This is a genomic window from Paenibacillus sp. B-A-8 (assembly GCF_048572915.1).
In the GTDB taxonomy this organism is placed as follows: domain Bacteria; phylum Bacillota; class Bacilli; order Paenibacillales; family Paenibacillaceae; genus Paenibacillus_AQ.
On record NZ_CP183882.1, the window covers coordinates 2,714,874 to 2,734,944 of the forward strand.

The window sequence follows — 20,071 nt, forward strand, 5'->3', positions numbered from 1 at the left end:
GATTGCAGAAAGAGAGGCTAATTCATGGCGATTGCAACAACGATGATTGTAAGGCTCGAAATTCGGAAATCGGTTGCTTCTTTTGGTGATGTTGCTTCAGGAATTGCCACTGCTGGCGGAGATATCGTTGCGATTGACGTGATTCGTGCAGGTAAGGACGTAACAACTCGAGATATAACAATAAACGTGCAAGATGCCGCGAATGGAGAAATCATGTCTATACTATCGAAGATGCCAGGGGTCAAAGTAATCAACGTGTCAGATCGAACATTTTTAGCTCATCTAGGCGGGAAGATTGAAATCACACCTAAAATGCCTATCAAGAATCGTGAGGATTTATCGCTGGTGTATACGCCGGGAGTTGCCCGAGTGTGTACGGCAATTGCTGAAGATCCGAACAAAGCCTATTCATTGACGATGAAGCGGAATACTGTAGCTGTAGTTACGGACGGTACGGCTGTGCTTGGACTAGGAGATATTGGTCCGGAAGCGGCTATGCCTGTTATGGAAGGTAAGGCTATGCTGTTTAAACAATTGGCGAACATCGATGCCTTTCCACTATGCTTAAATACCAAAGATCCAGATGAAATCATTAATATTGTAAAAGCAGTATCTCCTGGATTTGGGGGAATAAACTTAGAGGATATCAGTTCTCCGCGTTGTTTCGAGATTGAACGTCGGCTTGCTGAAGAGCTAGATATTCCGGTATTTCATGATGACCAGCATGGTACATCTGTAGTAGTTTTGGCAGGTCTTCTGAATGCTCTTAAAGTAGTAGATAAATCTATTGGAGATGTTCGAATTGTAGTTGTGGGGATAGGTGCAGCAGGGGTATCCATCTGTAATATGCTTCTGGCAGCAGGAGCACGTAAGATCTATGCGGTAGATCGTGAAGGTGTTCTTAGAAAAGATCTTCAGTACGATAATCAGGAATGGCGGAAGCTTGCTGACGCAACGAACCCGGAAGGCATTGAAGGTGGACTGACGGAGGTTATGCAGGGAGCCGATGTCTTTATTGGGGTGTCACGCGGCGGGATTCTATCCGTCGATCATCTCAAGAGCATGGCCAGCGATAACATTGTGTTTGCAATGGCGAATCCGACACCGGAGATTGAACCAGAATTGGCTGAGCCTTTTGTTCGTGTATTAGCGACAGGTAGAAGTGACTATCCGAATCAGATTAACAATGTGCTGTGTTTTCCTGGGATCTTCCGTGGTGCACTGGATTGCAGAGCAAAAACAGTGAATCTTGAAATGAAGCTGGCCGCGGCAAAAGCGATTGCTTCCGTCGTCCATCCGGATGAAGTTAATGAGCAATACGTAATCCCGAGTATTTTTAACGAAAAAGTAGTAGAGCTTGTGCGTTTGGCAGTGATCCACGCAGCTATCGCAACAGATGTTGCCCGCCGGATTCCTAAGGATATTGCTAAGGATTTGGAATAAAGGTTAACTATAAATGGACTGCTTTGCTTAGTGAGAGCAGTCTGTTTTTTTATACATTGACACATAAATGGGTATCGTATCATAATTAGGGCTAAAAGTACCTATTCCCATTTTAATAAAGTGACTGATATAATTACTATAATGTATAAAATGAATTAAATAAGTTTGATGCAATGATATGTAGAAAGGGCATCCAAGTGGGTGCCCTTAAATTTTTCCTCTAAAAAGGGTATTTTTCCAAAAGGGTTAAATTAATTTAGAAGTGGTGAATTCATGAAAGAGTTCTACAGTCAGGTGAATCGGAAAATTTATTATATTGTTATGTTATTAATCATTATTCTTATGATATCTGGATTAATACTATCTACAACAGAGTTGAACGGGATTAATTTTGGATACATTGTACATTTTTTGTGTGTGATGATTCTATCCATTAGTTTATGGATCTATCCTAAGTATGAGACATATACCTTTAGAAAGATTATCATTCTTTTTGGATTTGCTTACTTCTATACTCTTTTCTTTTTATATCCGCAAACTTGGACCACCTATATATTGATTTGTCTTATTCCCGCACTTTCTATTCTATTTTTCGATTTAAAACTGTTCTACTTTTCCTTTATCATAAATGGATTGTTAATGGTAATCACTTTTAGTTACGTCATTTTTATTGATAAAGGTGAATTATATACTTATTTACATCATGATATTGTAGGCAACATTATTAATATAATAGCTGTTCAAGCGTTATTATTTTTCATTTTCCATTTATCATTTAAGCGGGTGAAGAAGCAGCAACTGTATTATGAACAATTACAGCAATCCGAGCGGTTAAAGATGGTAGGACAATTAACAGCTGCTGTTGCGCATGAAATTAGAAATCCAGTAACAGTGGTCAGAGGCTTTTTGCAATTGTTTAAAGAGGACACTTCATTTGATGATCCTATGAAAGGTAAGTTCAACTTGATGATTGATGAATTAAACACAGTAGAACAGATAATCTCTCAATTTCTAACCCTTTCAAAACCAAATGGAGATCAAAGACTAGAGAAAGTAGATGTGAAGGAAGTTCTTCAAAGTGTAACAGGTCTGCTTCATTCCTATGCCATGCTGTCTGATAATCAAATCGATATAAAGGTAGAGGAAGATTGCTTTATTTCTATTAATAAAATAGAGTTTAAGCAGTTACTCATTAATATTATAAAAAATGCACTAGAAGCCTCAGATGTTGGGAAATCCGTCTCAGTCACAGCAAATAGAAATAATCATTTTATCGAGATAACGATCATGGATGAAGGCAGTGGAATGTCCGAAGTAGAGATTAAGTCGCTCGGCACACCTTTTTATTCATTAAAAAGTAATGGAACGGGTTTAGGGTTAATGATTTGCTTTAATATTGTAGAAAAATATGATGGGGAAATCTTTTATAATAGCTCTAAAGGTAAGGGGACTACCGTTACTATTCGCTTTTTAGCTACGAATGATCAATAATATTCCAAAAATGAAAAAGTTAATACTGGAGGGAATATATGCGAAGAATTCACATCATGGGTGCATCTGGAGTAGGAACTAGCACATTAGGTCAGCAATTAGCCAAGGTGTTACCTCATATTCAGTTGGATAGTGATGACTATTTCTGGGAGCATAAGTTCACTAAACAGCGCGAAATCAACGATAGATTAACTAGAATTAAGCAGGATTTAGCCCATAAGGAGCCATGGATTCTGAGCGGTGCAGTTTGCGGCTGGGGGGATGGGCTTCGGCCCTATTTTGACTTGGTCATTTTTTTATGGATTCCGCAGGAGATCCGTTTGAATCGATTAAGAGTTAGAGAATACGAGAGATATGGTGACGAAATTTTACCTGGTGGAAATAAATACGAAGCGAATCAGACTTTTATGGAGTGGGCCGCTTTATATGATACTGCAGGAGTTGAAGTCAGAAGCAAGGAACTACACGAGGAATGGATGTCCGCGTTGAAATGTCCTATTTTACGAATAGAAGGAGATTTAACTCCTCAAGAACGTGTTGAAGTCGTGCTGAATTATTTAAAGTTTATGGAATCAGGAGGAACTCATGATGATTAAGAATCTGGGTACGCTGTTGCTGGCTGGGATGTTGTCAGTTCTTCTTGTTGCCTGCAATACAACTACATATAAGCATAATTACACCTTTACAGGTGAAGGAGAAGTATGGTCTGCAGCATATGTTCAAAAGGCTACGGAGAAGTTCATCGATAAAAAGGGTGAAAGACCAGATTATGAAACTTCGCAGCAATCTACATTTGAGCTTAAATATAAAGGAGAACAAACGGATCTGGATAAAATAAAAGATTTTAAATATATCTTCAAGGGAACCTCGGGTGAAGAAAATAAAACCTTAGAAGATGTTAATGGAGTAAGAAGTGAGTTGAAGTCCGAGAGATCCGGGAGTGGGGCGTACGAGCAGGAGGACTCTATCATTAAGGTAGTAGTGGAGTGGGATGGAAAGAAGGAAGAATTTGATCTGGAGGTTCGTAAATAGTGGGGCATATATGAAAATTGGTTTAGTGAGACATTTTAAAGTGGCGCATCAACCGGTGAGTGGGCGAATGTCGGGAAAGCAATTCAACGCGTGGGTTGAGGCGTATAATCAATCTAATATTGAGTCTGGGGTGTTCAGTAATTCAGAGCTTGTTTGGGAGGTATGCCTTAGCAGTGATCTTCCTAGAGCTATTCATACGGCGACTCAGATCTACTCAGGCGATATTATCTATACTCAGCAGCTAAGAGAAATCGAGATCGTCGCAGCCTCACAGACTGAAATTAAGCTACATCATTCGATTTGGTTAGCGCTGGGACGGATCGCTTGGTACATAGGTCATTCCTCGCAGCGTGAGAGTAGAGGGTCAACGTTACTTCGCACACAAGCAGTTATTGAGCGCTTAGAACGCGACTTTGGATCATCCAATGTACTCATAGTTACTCATGGCGCTTTTATGAAGGTATTAGCACAACAACTGGCCCTCAGAGGTTATATTGGAAAACGGATATTTTATCCACGGAATGGTGAACTGTATTTGTATGAAAAAGATTCTTAAATTAAAGAAGGCAGGTTGAACATTCATGGTTGTTATTAAAGAAATAGAATGGGAGTCTCTCCATGAACTTGGTGATTTATACCAGGAGTTGATGGATCATCCCTCGGATCCTAATAAATTTGAACAAGTATTTAAAGTGATTAAGGCAGATAGTCGGTACATATTGTTGGGCGCTTTTGTGGATGGGGAGTTGATGGGGTCTTTGATGGGGATTGTCTGTCATGACCTAGTAGGGGATTGCAAACCGTTTATGGTGATTGAGAATGTGGTAGTGTCATCGCGTGCCCGTCGTCAAGGTGTGGGCAAAAAACTGATGCTCGCCATCGAAGAAATGGCTCATGAGAGAGGCTGCTTTTATATCATTTTAGTCTCAGGAGAAAAGCGGAAGGAAGCGCATATTTTTTATGAATCCTTAGGGTATAGAGATGAGAAGGTAGAGGGGTACCGGAAACATCTAAGTTCCCATTAAAAGGAGGTAATTGATTTGCAAACATTTTTTCAATATAACTGGATGGTTCGTGAACAATGGTACGAGTGGTGTGAGAGTATTTCTGAGGAAGAGCTACTTGAGGCACGTATTGGCGGTGTAGGCAGTATATTGAAGACACTCTTCCATATTGTTGATGTGGAATGGAGCTGGATTCAAGTATTGCAAGGGAAACCGGATTTTCAGGAGGACTTTGAGCTTTACAAGTCTTTGCAGCAGGTTAGGATGCTGGATGCGAAGTTCCGGCCCGATGTGGAACCCTTTGTACTGTCTTGGCATGAGGGTTTAGAACGGAATATTTTTGAGGATCACCTGGCGGATGGCCGGATCGTGACGGATACTTGGGGCGAAGTGATGCGCCATGTGATCGCTCATGAGATTCATCATGTCGGACAGTTGTCCGTTTGGGCAAGGGAAATTGGGAAGGAACCAGTTTCTGCTAATTTGATTGGGAAAGGGCTCCGATGATTCGTGAATCGAATGGGTATTGTGTATATCATGTAGTGCTGTCTGTGGAGAGCAGCGGCGGAAACCACAAATGGCGAAGATCAACCCAGCCTTGACTATTGAAGCTTACGCCTCGGACAGAGGGCAAATAAGCAGTCTGAGTAGGTTTTTCATACAAGATGTACAAATGATGCTCCTCAAGAAGACGGTTCTCGATAATCCTAAAGCTCTCCGATCTAGCTTCAGGATTAGGTTCCCTTGCAATGGTATAGAGCCAGCCTTCAATATCCGCCCGGGTATGCGGTTCTATATGCTGGGAGAGCGTGAGATATAAATCAAATAAACGAAGCTGTTCATCCTCGTCGCGAAATAATGAGAAAACAATCAGGTCAGATTCCAGTCGAACCGGGCCTTTGAATTCCTCTGGAGATACAGAAACAACCGTACATGAATAACCTTGCCGCCCTAGCTTGGTAGCAATAAATTCAGCGTCGCTAGCATATTGCGGAATAGTGGATATTTGCAGCGAGATTTCTTGGTCTTCTATTGAATTATGCGATACAGATATTGAATCGTCTATTAAACAGGATACAATCTTTGCCCTAAGAAGGGGGTCGCTAAGCGGTCCTTTTTTTTGTGTATTGCAGGTCACAAATTTACGAATGTAGGACTCCGAATGAATTCGGCTCCAAGACGAAGAGTTGGTAGATGATGGGTTCTGAATCACATGAAAAGCCGAACCTGTATCTGAGGAATCTGTCTCGGTATCCCATGGAACATAGAGTATTTCGACCCGATCTAAATGAGCTCTTCCTTGAAAATAATAAGGAAAAACCTCCAGCACACAGGTGTCCTCGTTCATGTCCACAACCTTGAATGGCCCCGTCCCTACCGGTCTGCGACCAAAGTTAGATTCGTCCATTCCTTCTAAATCACGCGGAACAATAGCGGCTCTGCTCGTACACAAAAACGGGAGAAATAGCTCGTTAGGCTGCTTAAGAGTAATTTGTACGGTGGATGGATTTAGTGCGTTAACCTGCTGGATTTCTTTGAAAATATAACTATAGAGCGTCCGCTTAGAGGTTCGCATTAATCGTCCCAAGGAATAGACTACATCTTTGGCAGTCAGTACTTTTCCGTGATGGAATAAGACTTCCTTGCGCAGAAAAAAAGTCCAGATCGTACGGCTTTCATCCACTTCCCAGGCATGAGCAAGACTAGGTACAATCTTATCCCGTTCCCCGCTGCGTCTCACTAGTCCGTCGAAAACATGACTGGAAACAAAGGACTCCGCCAATAGATTCATATGGAGTGGATCGAAGGTGTGCAGCTGCTGGGTGATGGGAAGTCGAAGGGTATCAATCTGTTTATCACTACGTATTTCGGAATGATGCCCAAAATAGGTCAACAGCCAACCTTGCAATGTATCCTGCAGTGAAGATGAGCTGGCATGGGTTTTGATGCCTTCAATCGCTTTGTGAACATCTTTACGGCTAATGGCCTGCATCATGGATTGCAGTGCAATTTCTTCAGAGGGGACAAGGAATTGTAATAAGGAACGACTTCCCCGTCCTCGCTTAGGTGTCCATTGTACCCATTCGAGCTGTATCATTTTATTCACAATATGCATGGCATTTCGATGTGTACATCCGAAGGTGAATGCTAGTTCATCCATTGTAACTGAGATTTCTGCCGCTCCCCCAAACTGAGAGTGAAGTTTTAAATATTGGTTATGCAGCTTCATGGTTTAGTTCCCTTCAGAAAATAGGAAATTATTAATTAATTCTTTCTCTTTTTTTTCTTATTTTATCATTTAGAATAAGGATAAGAAAGTAAGAATATGGGGGTGTTTACCATGACCGATGAACCGGATCTTAAGCTTAATCGATCACTTTCCGCTTTAATTGTTGCCTTCTTACTGGCGATTGTTCATCAGTTGTTGTTCTACGGAAAGTTGCCGGGGGTGTCTTATCCTATTTTTGTTTGTCTGTTTTATGCATATATGCTTTATTACGCTAAGGCTAAACTGCGTAAACTCACCAAATTCAGTTACTTCTGGTTCGGAGCGATTTTTTTACTTTCGTTGACCTATGTATTCTTTCATAATCTATTCTACTTTGGGTTGAACCTGTTAGTAATCCCGGTGCTGATTTTATTACATATGACTTATCTCCTAAGTGATAAACGCCCCTCTTGGAGCAAGTTCAAAGTGCTTTGGGATACACTTGAGCATGTGATTCCACAGAACTTTCGTCACTGGGGTATTGTGTTCAAGGACATCAAAAGTAGCAGTGATCGTAAGGTGAAGGATGAGCGCAAGCAAGTGTTGGGGAAAGTGTTTACTGGGCTTGCGATCTCTTTACCAATTCTGCTTGTTGTGATTACCCTGCTTGCCTCAGCCGATGGCGTGTTTCATCATGTGCTAATTTGGCTGCCGAATATGCTCGATCGGATTTCATTTGGTGAAATTATTGTTCGGACGCTCTGGATATTCCTAATGGGGATGGGATTTTTCGGGTTAGTATGGGGCTTTGTAGATTCGAAGATCTATGACTGGGAGGTGCAGCCTAAGGAGTATGGTCCCGTGCTTGCGCCTCTCACCTTTAAGGTTGACCCAGTAATTATGACGACAATTCTTATAGCCATTAACACGGTATATGTTCTGTTCGTAATCGTGCAGTTTACTTACTTGTTTGGGGCCTGGGAAGGTATTTTACCAGAGGGGAGTTCCTATGCTGATTACGCTCGTAGTGGATTTTTTGAGCTAATTATGGTGACCGCGATTAATTTCATAATTTTAATGCTGGCATTGGGATCGGAAGGAAAGAGGGGCGGGATGCTCCAAAAAGTCATTAATATCCTATTGTATATCTTGGTCGGTTGTTCAACTGTAATGTTATATTCCGCCTTTACTAGACTGACTTTATATGAAGAGGCGTATGGCTATACTACGATTCGATTCCTAGTACATGCTTTTATGATTTTTATGGGATTGCTGTTGATTCTTGCAGCATTGCGGATAGCTGTTCAGCGTTTGCCACTGGCTAAATGTTATATTGTGCTGGGTATGGTCTCTTATGTTGTAATGAACTATATCGGGATGGACGTTATTATCGCTAATAAGAATATGGAGCGTTATGAGGTAAGCGGTAAGCTGGATGCAAATTATTTGGTGGGCTTATCACCAGAGGTTATTCCTTCACTGATTAAATTCAGCCGTAAGGAAGACGGGATGCTGGATCAATTTTTGAAAAATGAACGCTGGGACGGTGCTCAAAGAGAGCGGAAGTGGCAGTCTTTTAATATCCCGGAATATCGAGCGCAGCGCGAGCTGGAAAAATATTTTGCACAGTAAAGGTTATAAGAAGGTGTGAGGACAGTGAGAAGGAAGCCATTTAATAAGGGCTGGTCATTTATCGTCATTTTTATTACGGTAGGTTTAAGTTATGGGATTTATCATATTTATTTATATAATGCACCAAGGCAAAGTCATTACTCTCGCGTATCCAGCAGCAATCTAGAAACGGAATATCTGGGAGATATTCAGCTGCTTCAGAGCCTCAAATCGCTCACCAAGGCCCCTAAACCCCGTGACGATATTGAACGGTATCAATACTATAATTTGGATAACGAGACAACAGTAGCCACAGCACGTGGTGATGATAAAATCATTCTAATCAGCATCTATTCCGATCTGAAGATGAACACTGCCAGAGGTATTCATGTCGGGTCATCTGCCGACGAAGTGATTGAAGCTTACGGCTCTTCTTATTATAAAAGAGGGGAACAAGGGGCTGATATTATCGGGTATGTGGATAAAATCAATCATCGGAGTTTAGAATTTTGGTTACAAGATCATAAAGTGAATATGATCCGATATAGTGTGGACTCTGTTGTGACGTAAGGTGATGTGAACTTATACTTTCTATATTTTCAAAAAGGACATATGTCCTTTTTTTTGTGGGGTATTCTAAATTACAATTATTTGAGCAAACAATAGAGGGGGCACCACATGCAAACGATAAATGACCGTGAAGCTGTCCGTGCCTTGGCAGTGAAGAACGGTCTGGACGGAATTTTTAGCCCAATGGTAACTCACAAAATGGAACTGAGACGTTATGCAGATGAAGAGAAGCTGTGCTTGGTTGGCGATCAATTAGATGGGATGTTCCTTTTGGTCGAAGGCAAGCTTAAAATTCAAACGCTGCTGCCGAATGGAAAATCTATGCTGGTACGTTTTACAAATCCGATGTCTGTGATCGGGGATGTGGAGCTGCTACACCGATTTCCTGTCAAAAACCAGGTAGAGTCCGTTGGAGAGAGCCTGATTCTTTTTGCCGGGAGGAGACTTCTGCTTAGGGAGCTTGAGGAAAATACAGCATTATTGCGTTTTTTAGTTGGAGAGCTTAGCCATAAGCTGCATACGCTCGGCCAAGCCTCTGCACTTAACCTGTTATACCCAGTGGAGAATCGGTTTGCTAGTTATTTGATGTCTTTATTCGCAGATCATAGCGGAGGACGACGAGTAGAGGAGATTCGGACCTCAAGCCTGATTGAGACAGCTGAGCTGCTAGGAACAAGTTATCGTCATCTTAACCGGATTGTGCGTCGTTTCATTGATGAAGGAATCATTACACGAAATCGTGGGCGCTTAAGCGTACTGGATGAAGGAAAGCTGGCAGAGCTGGCGAACGGGAATTTATACGAATAAACAGATGTTTGAAGACCATTATTTCCTGCTTAGGCCGGAAGTAGGGTCTTTTTGTTTTTTTAAGCGAACATTCAGTTTAAATTCAGAGAAGCTTAAGGGAGCAATAGTAGGATAAAAGTACCAAATAGAGGCCTACTATACATATAGAGATGAGGAACAACGATGTTCAGAAATATCCGTGGAAAAATAGTATTGGGATTTACTGCTGTGATTGTAGTCTTTCTAGTGGCAATAGCAGGAAACACATTGTTTCAAGGAAAGGCTACGATGCTGACAGATCAGGTCAATCGCAACTGGAACAAGCTGTCGCTTGTTCAGGGATTAACGGATAAAATTCGTACAGCAGATGAGCTAGGGGCTCGTTATGTGATGAGCAACACAGATGCTGAACGGAAATCATATCTGTCTAAGTATGAAGAGACACTTCCATTAATTGAGAATGCTTTTACGGAGCTGGAGAGTGCTAGATTAAGTGAAGAAGACTTAAAGGGTGTAACGGAACTGAAGGGGAAATGGAATGATTATTTGATCGTTTTAAAAGAAGCCTTCGCGTTAGCCAAGGATGGAAACTTCCCGGAAGCCCAGAAGAAATTCACGAATTTATCTTTAGATTCAATGATTGAATCTCAAATTGAGTTTCAGAATATGCTTGAGGAGGAAATACAGATTGGGCAGAGTCAAGCAGAATCCCATCGTAGCAACGCATTGATTACTAGCTTTGGTGTGACCGGATTATCGGTAGCTCTTGCCCTGATCCTTGCGTTAATCATATCAGGACGAATTATTAAACCCCTCCGTGATGTGAACACACAGCTTAGGGAGATTGCAGATGGAGATGCTGATCTAACGCGTAAGTTAAAGGTCCAGTCTAAAGATGAGATCGGAGAACTAGCTTTTAATTTTAATAAAATGACAGAAAATTTGGGATCAATGATTGAACAAGTGAAGTTATCAGCGAATAGTCTCGCGAATTCCTCTGCAAATCTTACCTCAGATAGTGGAGTGACTGCAGGTGCCACAGAACGAATATCGGATATTATGGGTGAAGTAGCTTCAGGAACAGCTAAACAGATGAATGATTTACAGACCAATACAATTACAATCTCAGAAATATCGTTAGGAATCGGTCAAATTGCCTCCAGCGTTCACGATATTTCTGAAGCCTCGCATCGTTCTGCATCGTTTGCTATTGCCGGAGATGAATCACTTCAAGCAGCAGGGCAGCAGATGGAATCCATTAATCGATCCATACAATCTTTGTCACAGCAAGTGCAAGGCTTTGTGAATCGATCACAAGAAATTGGCGGTATTGTTGCTGTCATAAAAGGGATTGCTTCGCAGACGAATATGTTGGCGTTAAATGCGACAATTGAAGCAGCCCGCGCGGGTGAGCAAGGTAGAGGTTTCGCTGTAGTTGCCGATCAAGTTCGTAAACTGGCAGAGCAATCCGCAGAATCTGCGAATCAAATTGCGGAAATGGCGAGCGGAATTCAAAGTGAAGCAGATGATGCCATGAAGGTTATGGTGGGTAGTATGAGTGAAGTTAGAGGAGGCACGGAGATTATTCAGCAGGCTGGACGTTCTTTTGGTGAGATTCGATTATCTATAGATTTACTGGCTGAACAGGTTCAGGAAGTATCCGGAGCTGTGGAAGAGATCACAGCGGCAACGGAAGAGATTGTGGAATCTCTTCGAAATGTTACGGAAATTGCAGAAACTACTGCAGCAAGTACACAGCATGTGTCGGCAGCATCGCAAGAGCAAATGGCCTCGGTGGAACAAATTGCTTCCTCTGCAAGTGAATTGAACTTAATGGCTCATGGACTACAGGGGCTGGTAGCTAGATTTAATGTATAGTGCGAGCTTCAGAGAGTTAAGAGGGAATTTCCCACTGCTCTCTGAAGCTTTTTTTGTTTGGTTGAACGTAATATCCCACATACTAAGCATAGAAATCGCCATCGACGTCAACCTACCTATAACTTATATTATTACCATTATTAGTTAGTTAGCGGTCAACCTCTGGATATAGATCGGAGACTTAAAAAGTGAGAGTTAAGGAAACAAGAGGATGACTGGCAGCTAATAATGGTGTGATTGTTTCGTCGAAACACTATCAGATCTATTTTAGGAGGCGGATGTCTATAATAATACTATTTTGAAAGCGCATTCTTAATAGCTGCATAGCTTCACAAATCTTTGGGAGGTGGTTCTCTAATGATAGCAGCTTCTAAAAAATTTACGGGTAAACGGACAGTAATGTATTTTTTGATTGTAATCTTATTTGTAGGTCAGTTAGCGTTATATCCCTCAGTGAGTTTAGCTGCGGGGAATTTAGCCCAAGGGAAGAGTATTACTTCAAGCTCATTCGGTGATGTTTATGTAGCAACTAATGCCAATGACGGCAATCAAGGAACATATTGGGAAAGTGTAAGTAACGCATTCCCGCAATGGATTAAAGTGGACTTAGGCGAAGTAAGCAGCGTCAATCAGGTTGTTCTAAAACTGCCGGCGAACTGGGAATCTAGAACCCAAACATTGTCGGTGGAGGGAAGCTCTGATGATTCTACTTACACTAACTTAGCAGCCTCTGCCAATTACACCTTTAATCCAGCAAGCGGTTCTAATACTGTGACCATTAATTTTACAGCTGCGAGTGCTAGATATGTTAAATTGAACTTCACGGCAAATACAGGCTGGCCGGCAGCACAGCTATCGGAATTTGAGATTTATGGCAGTACATCTACACTCCCAACGACAGGATATGAAGCGGAGAACGCTGCCTTATCCGGTGGAGCAAAAGTCAATACAGATCATACTGGTTATACCGGAACCGGATTCGTAGATGGCTATTTGACACAAGGAGCAACGACTGCCTTTAGTGTTAATGTTGCCTCTGCTGGAAACTATGATGCCACCTTAAAATATGCAAATGCTTCAGGGAGCACTAAAACAATAAGTATTTATGTCAATGGGACTAAAATAAAGCAATCTTCTCTTTTAAATCTGGCCAACTGGAATACATGGTCCACAAAGGTTGAAACGCTAGCCTTGAATGCTGGTGCTAATACGATTACTTATAAATATGATGCAGGTGATACTGGAAACGTGAATCTGGATAACTTGATCCTTACTCCGTCTTCAGCACCGACAGCAACACCGACACCGACATCGACACCGACACCGACACCGACACCAACACCAACACCAACACCGACACCGACACCGACACCGACACCGACACCAACGCCAACACCGACACCAACAGCAACATCAACACCGACGCCAACACCGACAGCTACTCCAACACCCGGGACAGGTTCTAATCTGGCATTGAACAAAAGTATAACTGCGTCCTCTTCAGTCTTTACTTTTGTACAGACGAATGCGAATGACGGGGATGTAACCACTTATTGGGAAGGTGCGGGAGGAAGTTATCCGAACACATTAACGGTTAACTTGGGTAGCAATGCTGATGTTACATCAGTAGTTCTAAAGCTGAATCCTTCATCGGCTTGGTCCACACGTACTCAAACCATTCAAGTGCTTGGACATAACCAGAATACAACGGCTTTTACTAGTCTTGTACCCGCTACCGTCTATACCTTTAATCCGGCAAGCGGCAATACAGTGACGATTCCGGTAACGGCTACAGCTAGTGAATTGCAGCTGAAGATCACCACTAACTCTGGTTCGAGTGCTGGACAAATTGCCGAATTTCAGGTAATTGGTACACCATCTGCGAATCCAGATTTGACGGTTACTGGTCTTACATGGACTCCAACATCTCCCGTTGAGACGGATGCCATTACTCTTAATGCAACAGTTAAGAATATCGGGACTCTAGCATCTGCTGCAACTAATGTGAATTTTTATTTGGGCACTACACTTGTAGGTACTAGCCCAGTAGGTGCTCTAGCTGCTGGCGCATCAACGAGCGTATCTCTTAATATGGGGGCAAAAGATGCGGCAACCTACTCATTAAGTGCAAAGGTCGATGAGAATAATACCGTTATTGAATCAAATGAGGGAAATAATAGCTTCACTAGCTCGACTTCCCTTGTAGTTGCACCTGTATCGAGTTCTGACCTGGTTGCTTCCTCCGTCAGTTGGACACCTGGCAATCCAGCAGGCGGTAACACTGTAAGCTTCTCAGTGGCCATTAAGAATCAAGGTACAGCAGCTTCCGCGGGTGGTGCGCATAACATAACTCTGACGGTTTTAGATGCTACTACGAATGCGGTAGTTAAAACTCTTACAGGCACCTATAACGGCGTGATATCAAGTGGGGTAACCACAGCACCTGTAGCTCTCGGTAATTGGACAGCAGGAAATGGCAAATATACTGTGAAGAGTGAAATTGCAGTAGATGCTAATGAGCTGCCTGTGAAACGGGCTAATAATATTCAGACGCAGTCACTGTTCATTGGTCGAGGAGCGAATATGCCTTACGACATGTATGAGGCTGAGGATGGGGTGATTGGCGGCGGAGCTGTGAAGCTTTCAGCTAACCGGACCATCGGCGATCCTGCAGGTGAGGCTTCAGGCAGAAGAGCAGTCACGCTGAACACCACAGGCAGCTATGTTGAATTCACGACAAAAGCCAGCACGAACACTCTGGTTACTCGTTTCTCAATTCCTGATTCTGCGAGTGGTGACGGCACAAATGCTACGCTTAACATCTATGTTAATGGTGTCTTTAGCAAAGCTATTAACTTAACTTCTAAATATGCATGGTTGTATGGTTCTGAGACAAGTCCTGGCAATTCGCCAAGCGCAGGTTCTCCGCGGCATATTTATGATGAAGCTAACATTATGTTTGATAGCACGATTCCGGCAGGAAGTACGATCCGTTTACAAAAGGATAGCGCTAACACCTCTCAATACGCCATTGATTTCATCAGTCTAGAGCAGGTTTCACCGATCGCTAATCCAGATCCGGCTAAATACACTGTTCCAGCAGGCTTTACGCATCAGGATGTTCAAAATGCACTTGATAAAGTGCGCATGGACACCACAGGAAATCTTGTAGGTGTGTATTTGCCACCAGGTAACTATCAGACCTCTAACAAGTTTCAGGTCTACGGCAAGGCAGTGAAGGTTATCGGTGCGGGTCCTTGGTATACAAGGTTTATTGCTCCAACTAACCAAGAGAATACCGATGTCGGCTTCCGCGCCAGTGATACAGCCAATGGATCTACCTTTGCGAATTTCGCTTATTTCGGAAACTACACATCACGAATTGACGGTCCTGGTAAAGTATTTGATTTCTCTAATGTGGCGAATATTACGATCGATAACATTTGGACCGAACATCAGGTATGTATGTACTGGGGAGCTAACACGGATAATATGGTGATTAAAAACTCCCGTATCCGTAACACCTTCGCTGACGGCATTAATATGACTAATGGCAGCACGAACAACCTCGTGTCTAATATTGAAGCCCGGGCAACCGGTGATGATAGCTTTGCATTGTTCTCGGCGATTGATTCCGGCGGTGCAGATATGAAGGACAACGTCTACGAGAACCTCACTTCAATCTTGACTTGGCGTGCTGCCGGTGTAGCTGTCTATGGTGGATATGCAAATACCTTCCGTAACATTTATATCGCGGATACGCTTTGCTACTCCGGGATTACGATTAGCTCGTTAGACTTTGGATATCCAATGAATGGCTTCGGAGCTTCACCGACTACGAATTTTGAGAATATTTCTATTGTTCGTGCAGGTGGGCATTTCTGGGGCGCACAGACTTTCCCGGCGATTTGGGTATTCTCGGCCTCGAAGGTCTTCCAAGGTATTCGAGTTAATGATGTGGATATCATTGATCCAACCTATCATGGCATCATGTTCCAGACCAACTATGTAGGTTCCACTCCACAATTCCCAGTAACAGATACCATCTTTAATAACGTTACAATTACCGGTGCACAGAAGAGCGGCGATGCTTTTGATAGCAAATCCGGGGTGGGTATCTGGGTGAATGAAGCTGCTGAGGCAGGTCAAGGTCCAGCGAGAGGCTCAGCAACCTTCAACAATCTGAAGATTACGAACACAGTAACGAATATTAAGAATAATACATCTACCTTTACCATTAACGTGAATCCGTAAGTTGTAGACCAGCATTCAGTTATGATGAAGCCGCCTACCCATAAGTATGGGAGGCGGCTTTTTAAGGTTTTTTAAGTTAGGACTGCAAGTTCCAGAATCGACAGGAGATGCCGCTCAAGTTACAATAATGGGAAGTACAGAAATGAAGGAGGCTCTAGGATGACACCCCTTGTTGTTAACAATATAACAGAGCTTATTGGGAATACACCGGTTGTGCGGCTGAATCGGTTGACCACACCCCAAGATGCAGAACTATATGTGAAGCTGGAACGCTTCAATCCCAGTGGCAGTGTAAAGGATAGAGCTGCTTATAATCTGATCCTGCAAGCGGAACTAGACGGGCTGCTGAAACCTGGAGGAACCATTATTGAGCCGACAAGCGGAAATACAGGCATTGGATTGGCTATGAATGCCGCTGCAAAAGGCTATAAAGCGATTCTTGTCATGCCTGACAATATGACGAAGGAACGAATCAATATTCTAAAAGCTTATGGAGCTGAAGTTGTGTTGACTCCTGCAGCGGAGCGGATGCCGGGGGCTATAGCAAAAGCAATCGAGCTAGGGAAAGAAGTGGCGAATAGCTTTATTCCACAGCAATTCGAGAATAAAGCGAATCCTGACATTCACCGAACAACGACAGCTCTTGAAATTATGGAGCAAATGGAAGGGAAGCTGGACGTGTTCGTTGCATCTTCGGGAACAGGAGGCACAATTACTGGAACTGGGGAAGTGTTGCGTGAGCAGCTTCCGGATATTCGTATTCTTGTTGTTGAACCGCAAGGCTCACCAGTGTTATCCGGTGGAAAGCCCGGACCGCATAAGCTGGTTGGAACCAGTCCGGGCTTTATACCCGCCATTCTGAATACAAAGGTCTATGATGAAATTGTTCAAGTTTCGGATGAAGATGCACTGAATACCGTGAGAATGCTGGCAGCACAGGAAGGGATTCTGCTTGGCCCATCAGGTGGCGCCGCAGTATGGACAGCATTGCAGGAAGCACGGCGCCTCGGGGCCGGCAAGCGAGTGCTATGTATTGCACCTGATGCGGGGGAACGTTACCTGAGCATGGGAATATTCTAACTTCGTTTGGAGGAATAAGAATGAATAAGCTCATGGTAAGTTTCTTTATTGTTCTTATGTTGGTGGGTTGTTCTAGCAACAACTCTTTGACCAGTGATGGGGATCATGCTGAGTCTACACCTGAACAAAGTGCGGAAACTGTACTGCCTTCTCCAACTCTTCCTCCAAGCGCAGAGCCATTACCGACTCCAAGCAAGCAGAAGACTGATGCTTATCTAGATACTGATAAGCTGAAGATGAGTTTTGGCTTTGCGGATGCAGAGGGGCGGAATATTCTAGTCACCGGGTATGAACAAGGGCTGGATCAGGAGATGGCACAATTAAATGAAGCCATTGGTGATCAGGGTAAAGTGTTAAAAGTGAAATTTAACAAGTGGCAGGATGGAACAGCGGATAGCAATGGCCGGGAGATGGCGCATAATTTTGTGAATCTGGCGGGGTATCTTTTTACGGTGGAAGAAGCAAGTGCGACCCCGGATGAAACCTATTATTTGACGGATCAAGCAGACTTTAAGGTTGATGCGCTTTTGCCTATCAAATCTATGAAGGGCCAACAAGCTTCCACTGTAGAAGTAAGTGTTCGGCAGCGTATTGTAGATACGAAAAACCGTGAAATTCAGAACATATGGAAGCTTGCAGAGCTGTCTACTGATCGGCAGTTGTATCTTGTTCAATTCGTGAGGCTGGATCAGGATATGTTATTTAGTCTCGTCTGGAAAGAAAAAGATGAATTTACCTTCATGGACTATCCTGCGGTGATTCAAGGGGATGAATATTCAGTCTGGCGGGTGGATGATGGCGGAGAGGTTATGCCTGAAATGTTCTCCATTCTTTTTGCTGCCGAAACCTTAAATGGTCCTTTTCTTGGATTAAATTGGTGGGGATCAGAGGGAGTAAATACTTTTTTTCTGAAAAAAGAAGGAGATTTGTTTAAGGAAATGGACCTCCAATATGGACGTTATACTTCTCCAATATAGGTAGGGCTTCACGTAAAAGTAGAAATGATTGGGTGCATCGTGAGATGTATCTTTTTTTTGCTACAATATAAGAAAGCTTGCTTATGATATTATAAATGACAGCATTCACCTTTTAAAATACTTAAATTTGTAACATTAACAGCTCTATATAGCCCGATCGAGTCATGCAGCTGGGATGAGACGGTGATAATGTTAAGCATAAGATGTGCGGGAGGGGACGGCAACGTATAAACGAATAAAGTACATGATCCTGTTACTGCCAACGTTTATGGTAGGAATCTGGGAAGTCGTACGCCATCAGTTTCTAATGCCTTATATTTCAATGGATTTAGGGAACTATTTGACACCGGTTCTCGTGTTTTTAGTCAGTCTTGTATTACTCGTCCCATTGTTCTCTCTTATGGAGAGGAATCAGCGGGAGTTGGAGCGGGAACGTGCGCTTAAGGAAGCAATGAAGGCCCGGGAAGGTCTAGCCAAGGAATTGCATGACGGGATGGCGCAATCTTTATTCCTCTTATCTGTCAAAATCGACCGTCTAGAAGCAAACCGCAAGAATGGTGAAGTCAGTGAGGAAAGTGTGAATCAGATTAAAAAGACGGTCCATGAGGTGAACCGTTATGTGCGGCAGGCCATCGCTAATCTGAAGATTCCGGTCTCTGAGCAGAGTTCTTTTTCATTGGAACAGTCGGTAAAAGACCAGCTAGCCCAGATGGCTAATGAGATTATGATCGAAGCCTCGCTCGATTGGAGTCTGGAAGATGATGCGCTCTCTCCTTCGGAAAAATCAGAATTGTTATCCTGTATCCGTGAAGCGATCATTAATGTTCGTAAGCATACACGAGCGGGGCTGGTTTCAATTACTGGCACTGGCGATGAGAAGAGCTGGAGAGTAGTTGTTGCAGACAACGGAGAAGGATTTCGGCATGATCCATTTGAAGGGAGTGGCAGCTACGGACTTCAGATCATGAAGGAGCGTGTCGAGGGGATGGGATGGAAGCTTAGGCTGATATCCGGTGACACAGGCACCCAGGTTGAAATTACGAAGGGGGATGTCAGTCCATGAGCCGATACCGAGTTTTAGTTGTGGATGATCATGCGCATGCGCGTGAAGCGATGTGTGAGATTTTGTCCATGGATGATAGTTTTGAGGTTATTGGTGTGGTGGAGAGTGGTGCTGAGGCGATCGCTTTCACAGCGCAATGGATGCCTGATCTCATTCTAATCGATATTCAGATGCCGGTGATGGACGGGCTAGAGACGACTCGCCGGATCAAGCAGGAATATCCCTATGTCAAAATCGTTATCGTTACGGTATCGGATGAGATTTCCCATCTCCTCGAAGCGCTGAAGCAAGGAGCACAGGGGTATTTGCTAAAGAATCTGGCACCTTCCACCTGGATTCAATATTTGCAGGCTATTGTTAATGAAGAAGCACCGCTTAGTCGGGAGCTGGCTTTTCAAATCTTGAAGGAGTTCACCGTGCCCTCTGTAACAGATGAAGGGGAGTCGTTGACGGCAAGAGAGAAAGAAATTTTAAGCTGTGTATCTTCTGGATCCAAGAACAAGGAGATTGCCGTGAGCTTGGGGATTTCGGAGCATACCGTAAAAAATCATCTGAAGAACATCCTCCAAAAGCTTCAACTCCAAAATCGAACACAGCTGACGCGTTATGCCTTGGAACAAGGGCTTGCTTCGCGTAAACGGGATTTTCCCAAGGAGATATAGTGGTTTGTTAA

At 43.2% G+C, this 20,071-nt stretch carries 17 protein-coding genes; 16 read left to right on the forward strand and 1 reads right to left on the reverse strand.

Annotated elements, in window-relative coordinates; all coding sequences use genetic code 11:
• The first annotated feature begins 24 nt into the window (after window positions 1–24).
• The 7 genes from ACN6MV_RS11655 (at window position 25) to ACN6MV_RS11685 (ending at window position 5,477) form a co-directional block, all read left to right on the forward strand.
• Window positions 25–1,443 carry an NAD-dependent malic enzyme gene (locus ACN6MV_RS11655; protein WP_375102640.1) on the forward strand — a complete coding sequence of 473 codons (1,419 nt, stop codon included), beginning with the start codon at window positions 25–27 and terminating at the stop codon, window positions 1,441–1,443.
• 273 nt (window positions 1,444–1,716) lie between these two features.
• The gene (locus tag ACN6MV_RS11660) at window positions 1,717–2,934 is read left to right on the forward strand and encodes a sensor histidine kinase (protein ID WP_042126630.1); all 1,218 of its coding nucleotides are present in this window, start codon (window positions 1,717–1,719) and stop codon (window positions 2,932–2,934) included.
• Between the two features lie 38 nt (window positions 2,935–2,972).
• A complete protein-coding gene (locus ACN6MV_RS11665; RefSeq protein WP_076117810.1) occupies window positions 2,973–3,530 on the forward strand; it encodes an AAA family ATPase in 558 nt (185 codons plus the stop codon).
• On the forward strand, window positions 3,520–3,966 hold the full coding sequence (locus tag ACN6MV_RS11670) for a hypothetical protein (RefSeq protein WP_419886401.1): 447 nt from the start codon (window positions 3,520–3,522) through the stop codon (window positions 3,964–3,966). The genes ACN6MV_RS11665 and ACN6MV_RS11670 overlap by 11 nt, the downstream gene beginning before the upstream one ends.
• A 10-nt stretch (window positions 3,967–3,976) precedes the next feature.
• On the forward strand, window positions 3,977–4,522 hold the full coding sequence (locus tag ACN6MV_RS11675; RefSeq protein WP_042126636.1) for a histidine phosphatase family protein: 546 nt from the start codon (window positions 3,977–3,979) through the stop codon (window positions 4,520–4,522).
• A gap of 25 nt (window positions 4,523–4,547) precedes the next feature.
• Window positions 4,548–4,991 carry a GNAT family N-acetyltransferase gene (locus tag ACN6MV_RS11680; protein ID WP_042126638.1) on the forward strand — a complete coding sequence of 148 codons (444 nt, stop codon included), beginning with the start codon at window positions 4,548–4,550 and terminating at the stop codon, window positions 4,989–4,991.
• A 15-nt stretch (window positions 4,992–5,006) separates the two neighbouring features.
• Window positions 5,007–5,477 (forward strand): DinB family protein, encoded by a 471-nt coding sequence (locus ACN6MV_RS11685; RefSeq protein ID WP_042126640.1) that lies wholly within the window; start codon window positions 5,007–5,009, stop codon window positions 5,475–5,477.
• A 28-nt stretch (window positions 5,478–5,505) separates the two neighbouring features.
• Here the strand turns inward: ACN6MV_RS11685 and ACN6MV_RS11690 are convergent, their stop codons facing one another.
• On the reverse strand, window positions 5,506–7,200 hold the full coding sequence (locus ACN6MV_RS11690; protein WP_419886402.1) for an ABC transporter substrate-binding protein: 1,695 nt from the start codon (window positions 7,198–7,200) through the stop codon (window positions 5,506–5,508).
• 111 nt (window positions 7,201–7,311) lie between these two features.
• Between ACN6MV_RS11690 and ACN6MV_RS11695 the strand changes: the two genes are divergently transcribed.
• From ACN6MV_RS11695 to ACN6MV_RS11735, 9 genes are all read left to right on the forward strand, one after another.
• The gene (locus ACN6MV_RS11695) at window positions 7,312–8,811 is read left to right on the forward strand and encodes a DUF4153 domain-containing protein (protein ID WP_419886403.1); all 1,500 of its coding nucleotides are present in this window, start codon (window positions 7,312–7,314) and stop codon (window positions 8,809–8,811) included.
• A 24-nt stretch (window positions 8,812–8,835) separates the two neighbouring features.
• Window positions 8,836–9,360: a hypothetical protein gene (locus tag ACN6MV_RS11700; protein WP_076117804.1), complete on the forward strand. Its 525-nt coding sequence runs from the start codon at window positions 8,836–8,838 to the stop codon at window positions 9,358–9,360.
• A gap of 108 nt (window positions 9,361–9,468) precedes the next feature.
• Window positions 9,469–10,167 carry a Crp/Fnr family transcriptional regulator gene (locus tag ACN6MV_RS11705; protein ID WP_042126645.1) on the forward strand — a complete coding sequence of 233 codons (699 nt, stop codon included), beginning with the start codon at window positions 9,469–9,471 and terminating at the stop codon, window positions 10,165–10,167.
• A 162-nt stretch (window positions 10,168–10,329) separates the two neighbouring features.
• Window positions 10,330–12,024, forward strand: a complete 1,695-nt coding sequence (locus ACN6MV_RS11710) for a methyl-accepting chemotaxis protein (protein ID WP_419886404.1) — start codon at window positions 10,330–10,332, stop codon at window positions 12,022–12,024.
• A gap of 357 nt (window positions 12,025–12,381) precedes the next feature.
• Window positions 12,382–16,278 (forward strand): discoidin domain-containing protein, encoded by a 3,897-nt coding sequence (locus ACN6MV_RS11715; RefSeq protein ID WP_419886405.1) that lies wholly within the window; start codon window positions 12,382–12,384, stop codon window positions 16,276–16,278.
• A gap of 159 nt (window positions 16,279–16,437) precedes the next feature.
• On the forward strand, window positions 16,438–17,358 hold the full coding sequence (gene cysK / locus ACN6MV_RS11720; protein ID WP_076117798.1) for a cysteine synthase A: 921 nt from the start codon (window positions 16,438–16,440) through the stop codon (window positions 17,356–17,358).
• Between the two features lie 20 nt (window positions 17,359–17,378).
• Window positions 17,379–18,335, forward strand: a complete 957-nt coding sequence (locus ACN6MV_RS11725; RefSeq protein WP_419886406.1) for a hypothetical protein — start codon at window positions 17,379–17,381, stop codon at window positions 18,333–18,335.
• A 244-nt stretch (window positions 18,336–18,579) separates the two neighbouring features.
• Window positions 18,580–19,398: a sensor histidine kinase gene (locus ACN6MV_RS11730; RefSeq protein WP_419886407.1), complete on the forward strand. Its 819-nt coding sequence runs from the start codon at window positions 18,580–18,582 to the stop codon at window positions 19,396–19,398.
• Window positions 19,395–20,060, forward strand: coding sequence for a response regulator (locus ACN6MV_RS11735; protein WP_042126655.1), 666 nt, complete (start codon window positions 19,395–19,397; stop codon window positions 20,058–20,060). The genes ACN6MV_RS11730 and ACN6MV_RS11735 overlap by 4 nt, the downstream gene beginning before the upstream one ends.
• The last annotated feature ends 11 nt before the right edge of the window (window positions 20,061–20,071 follow it).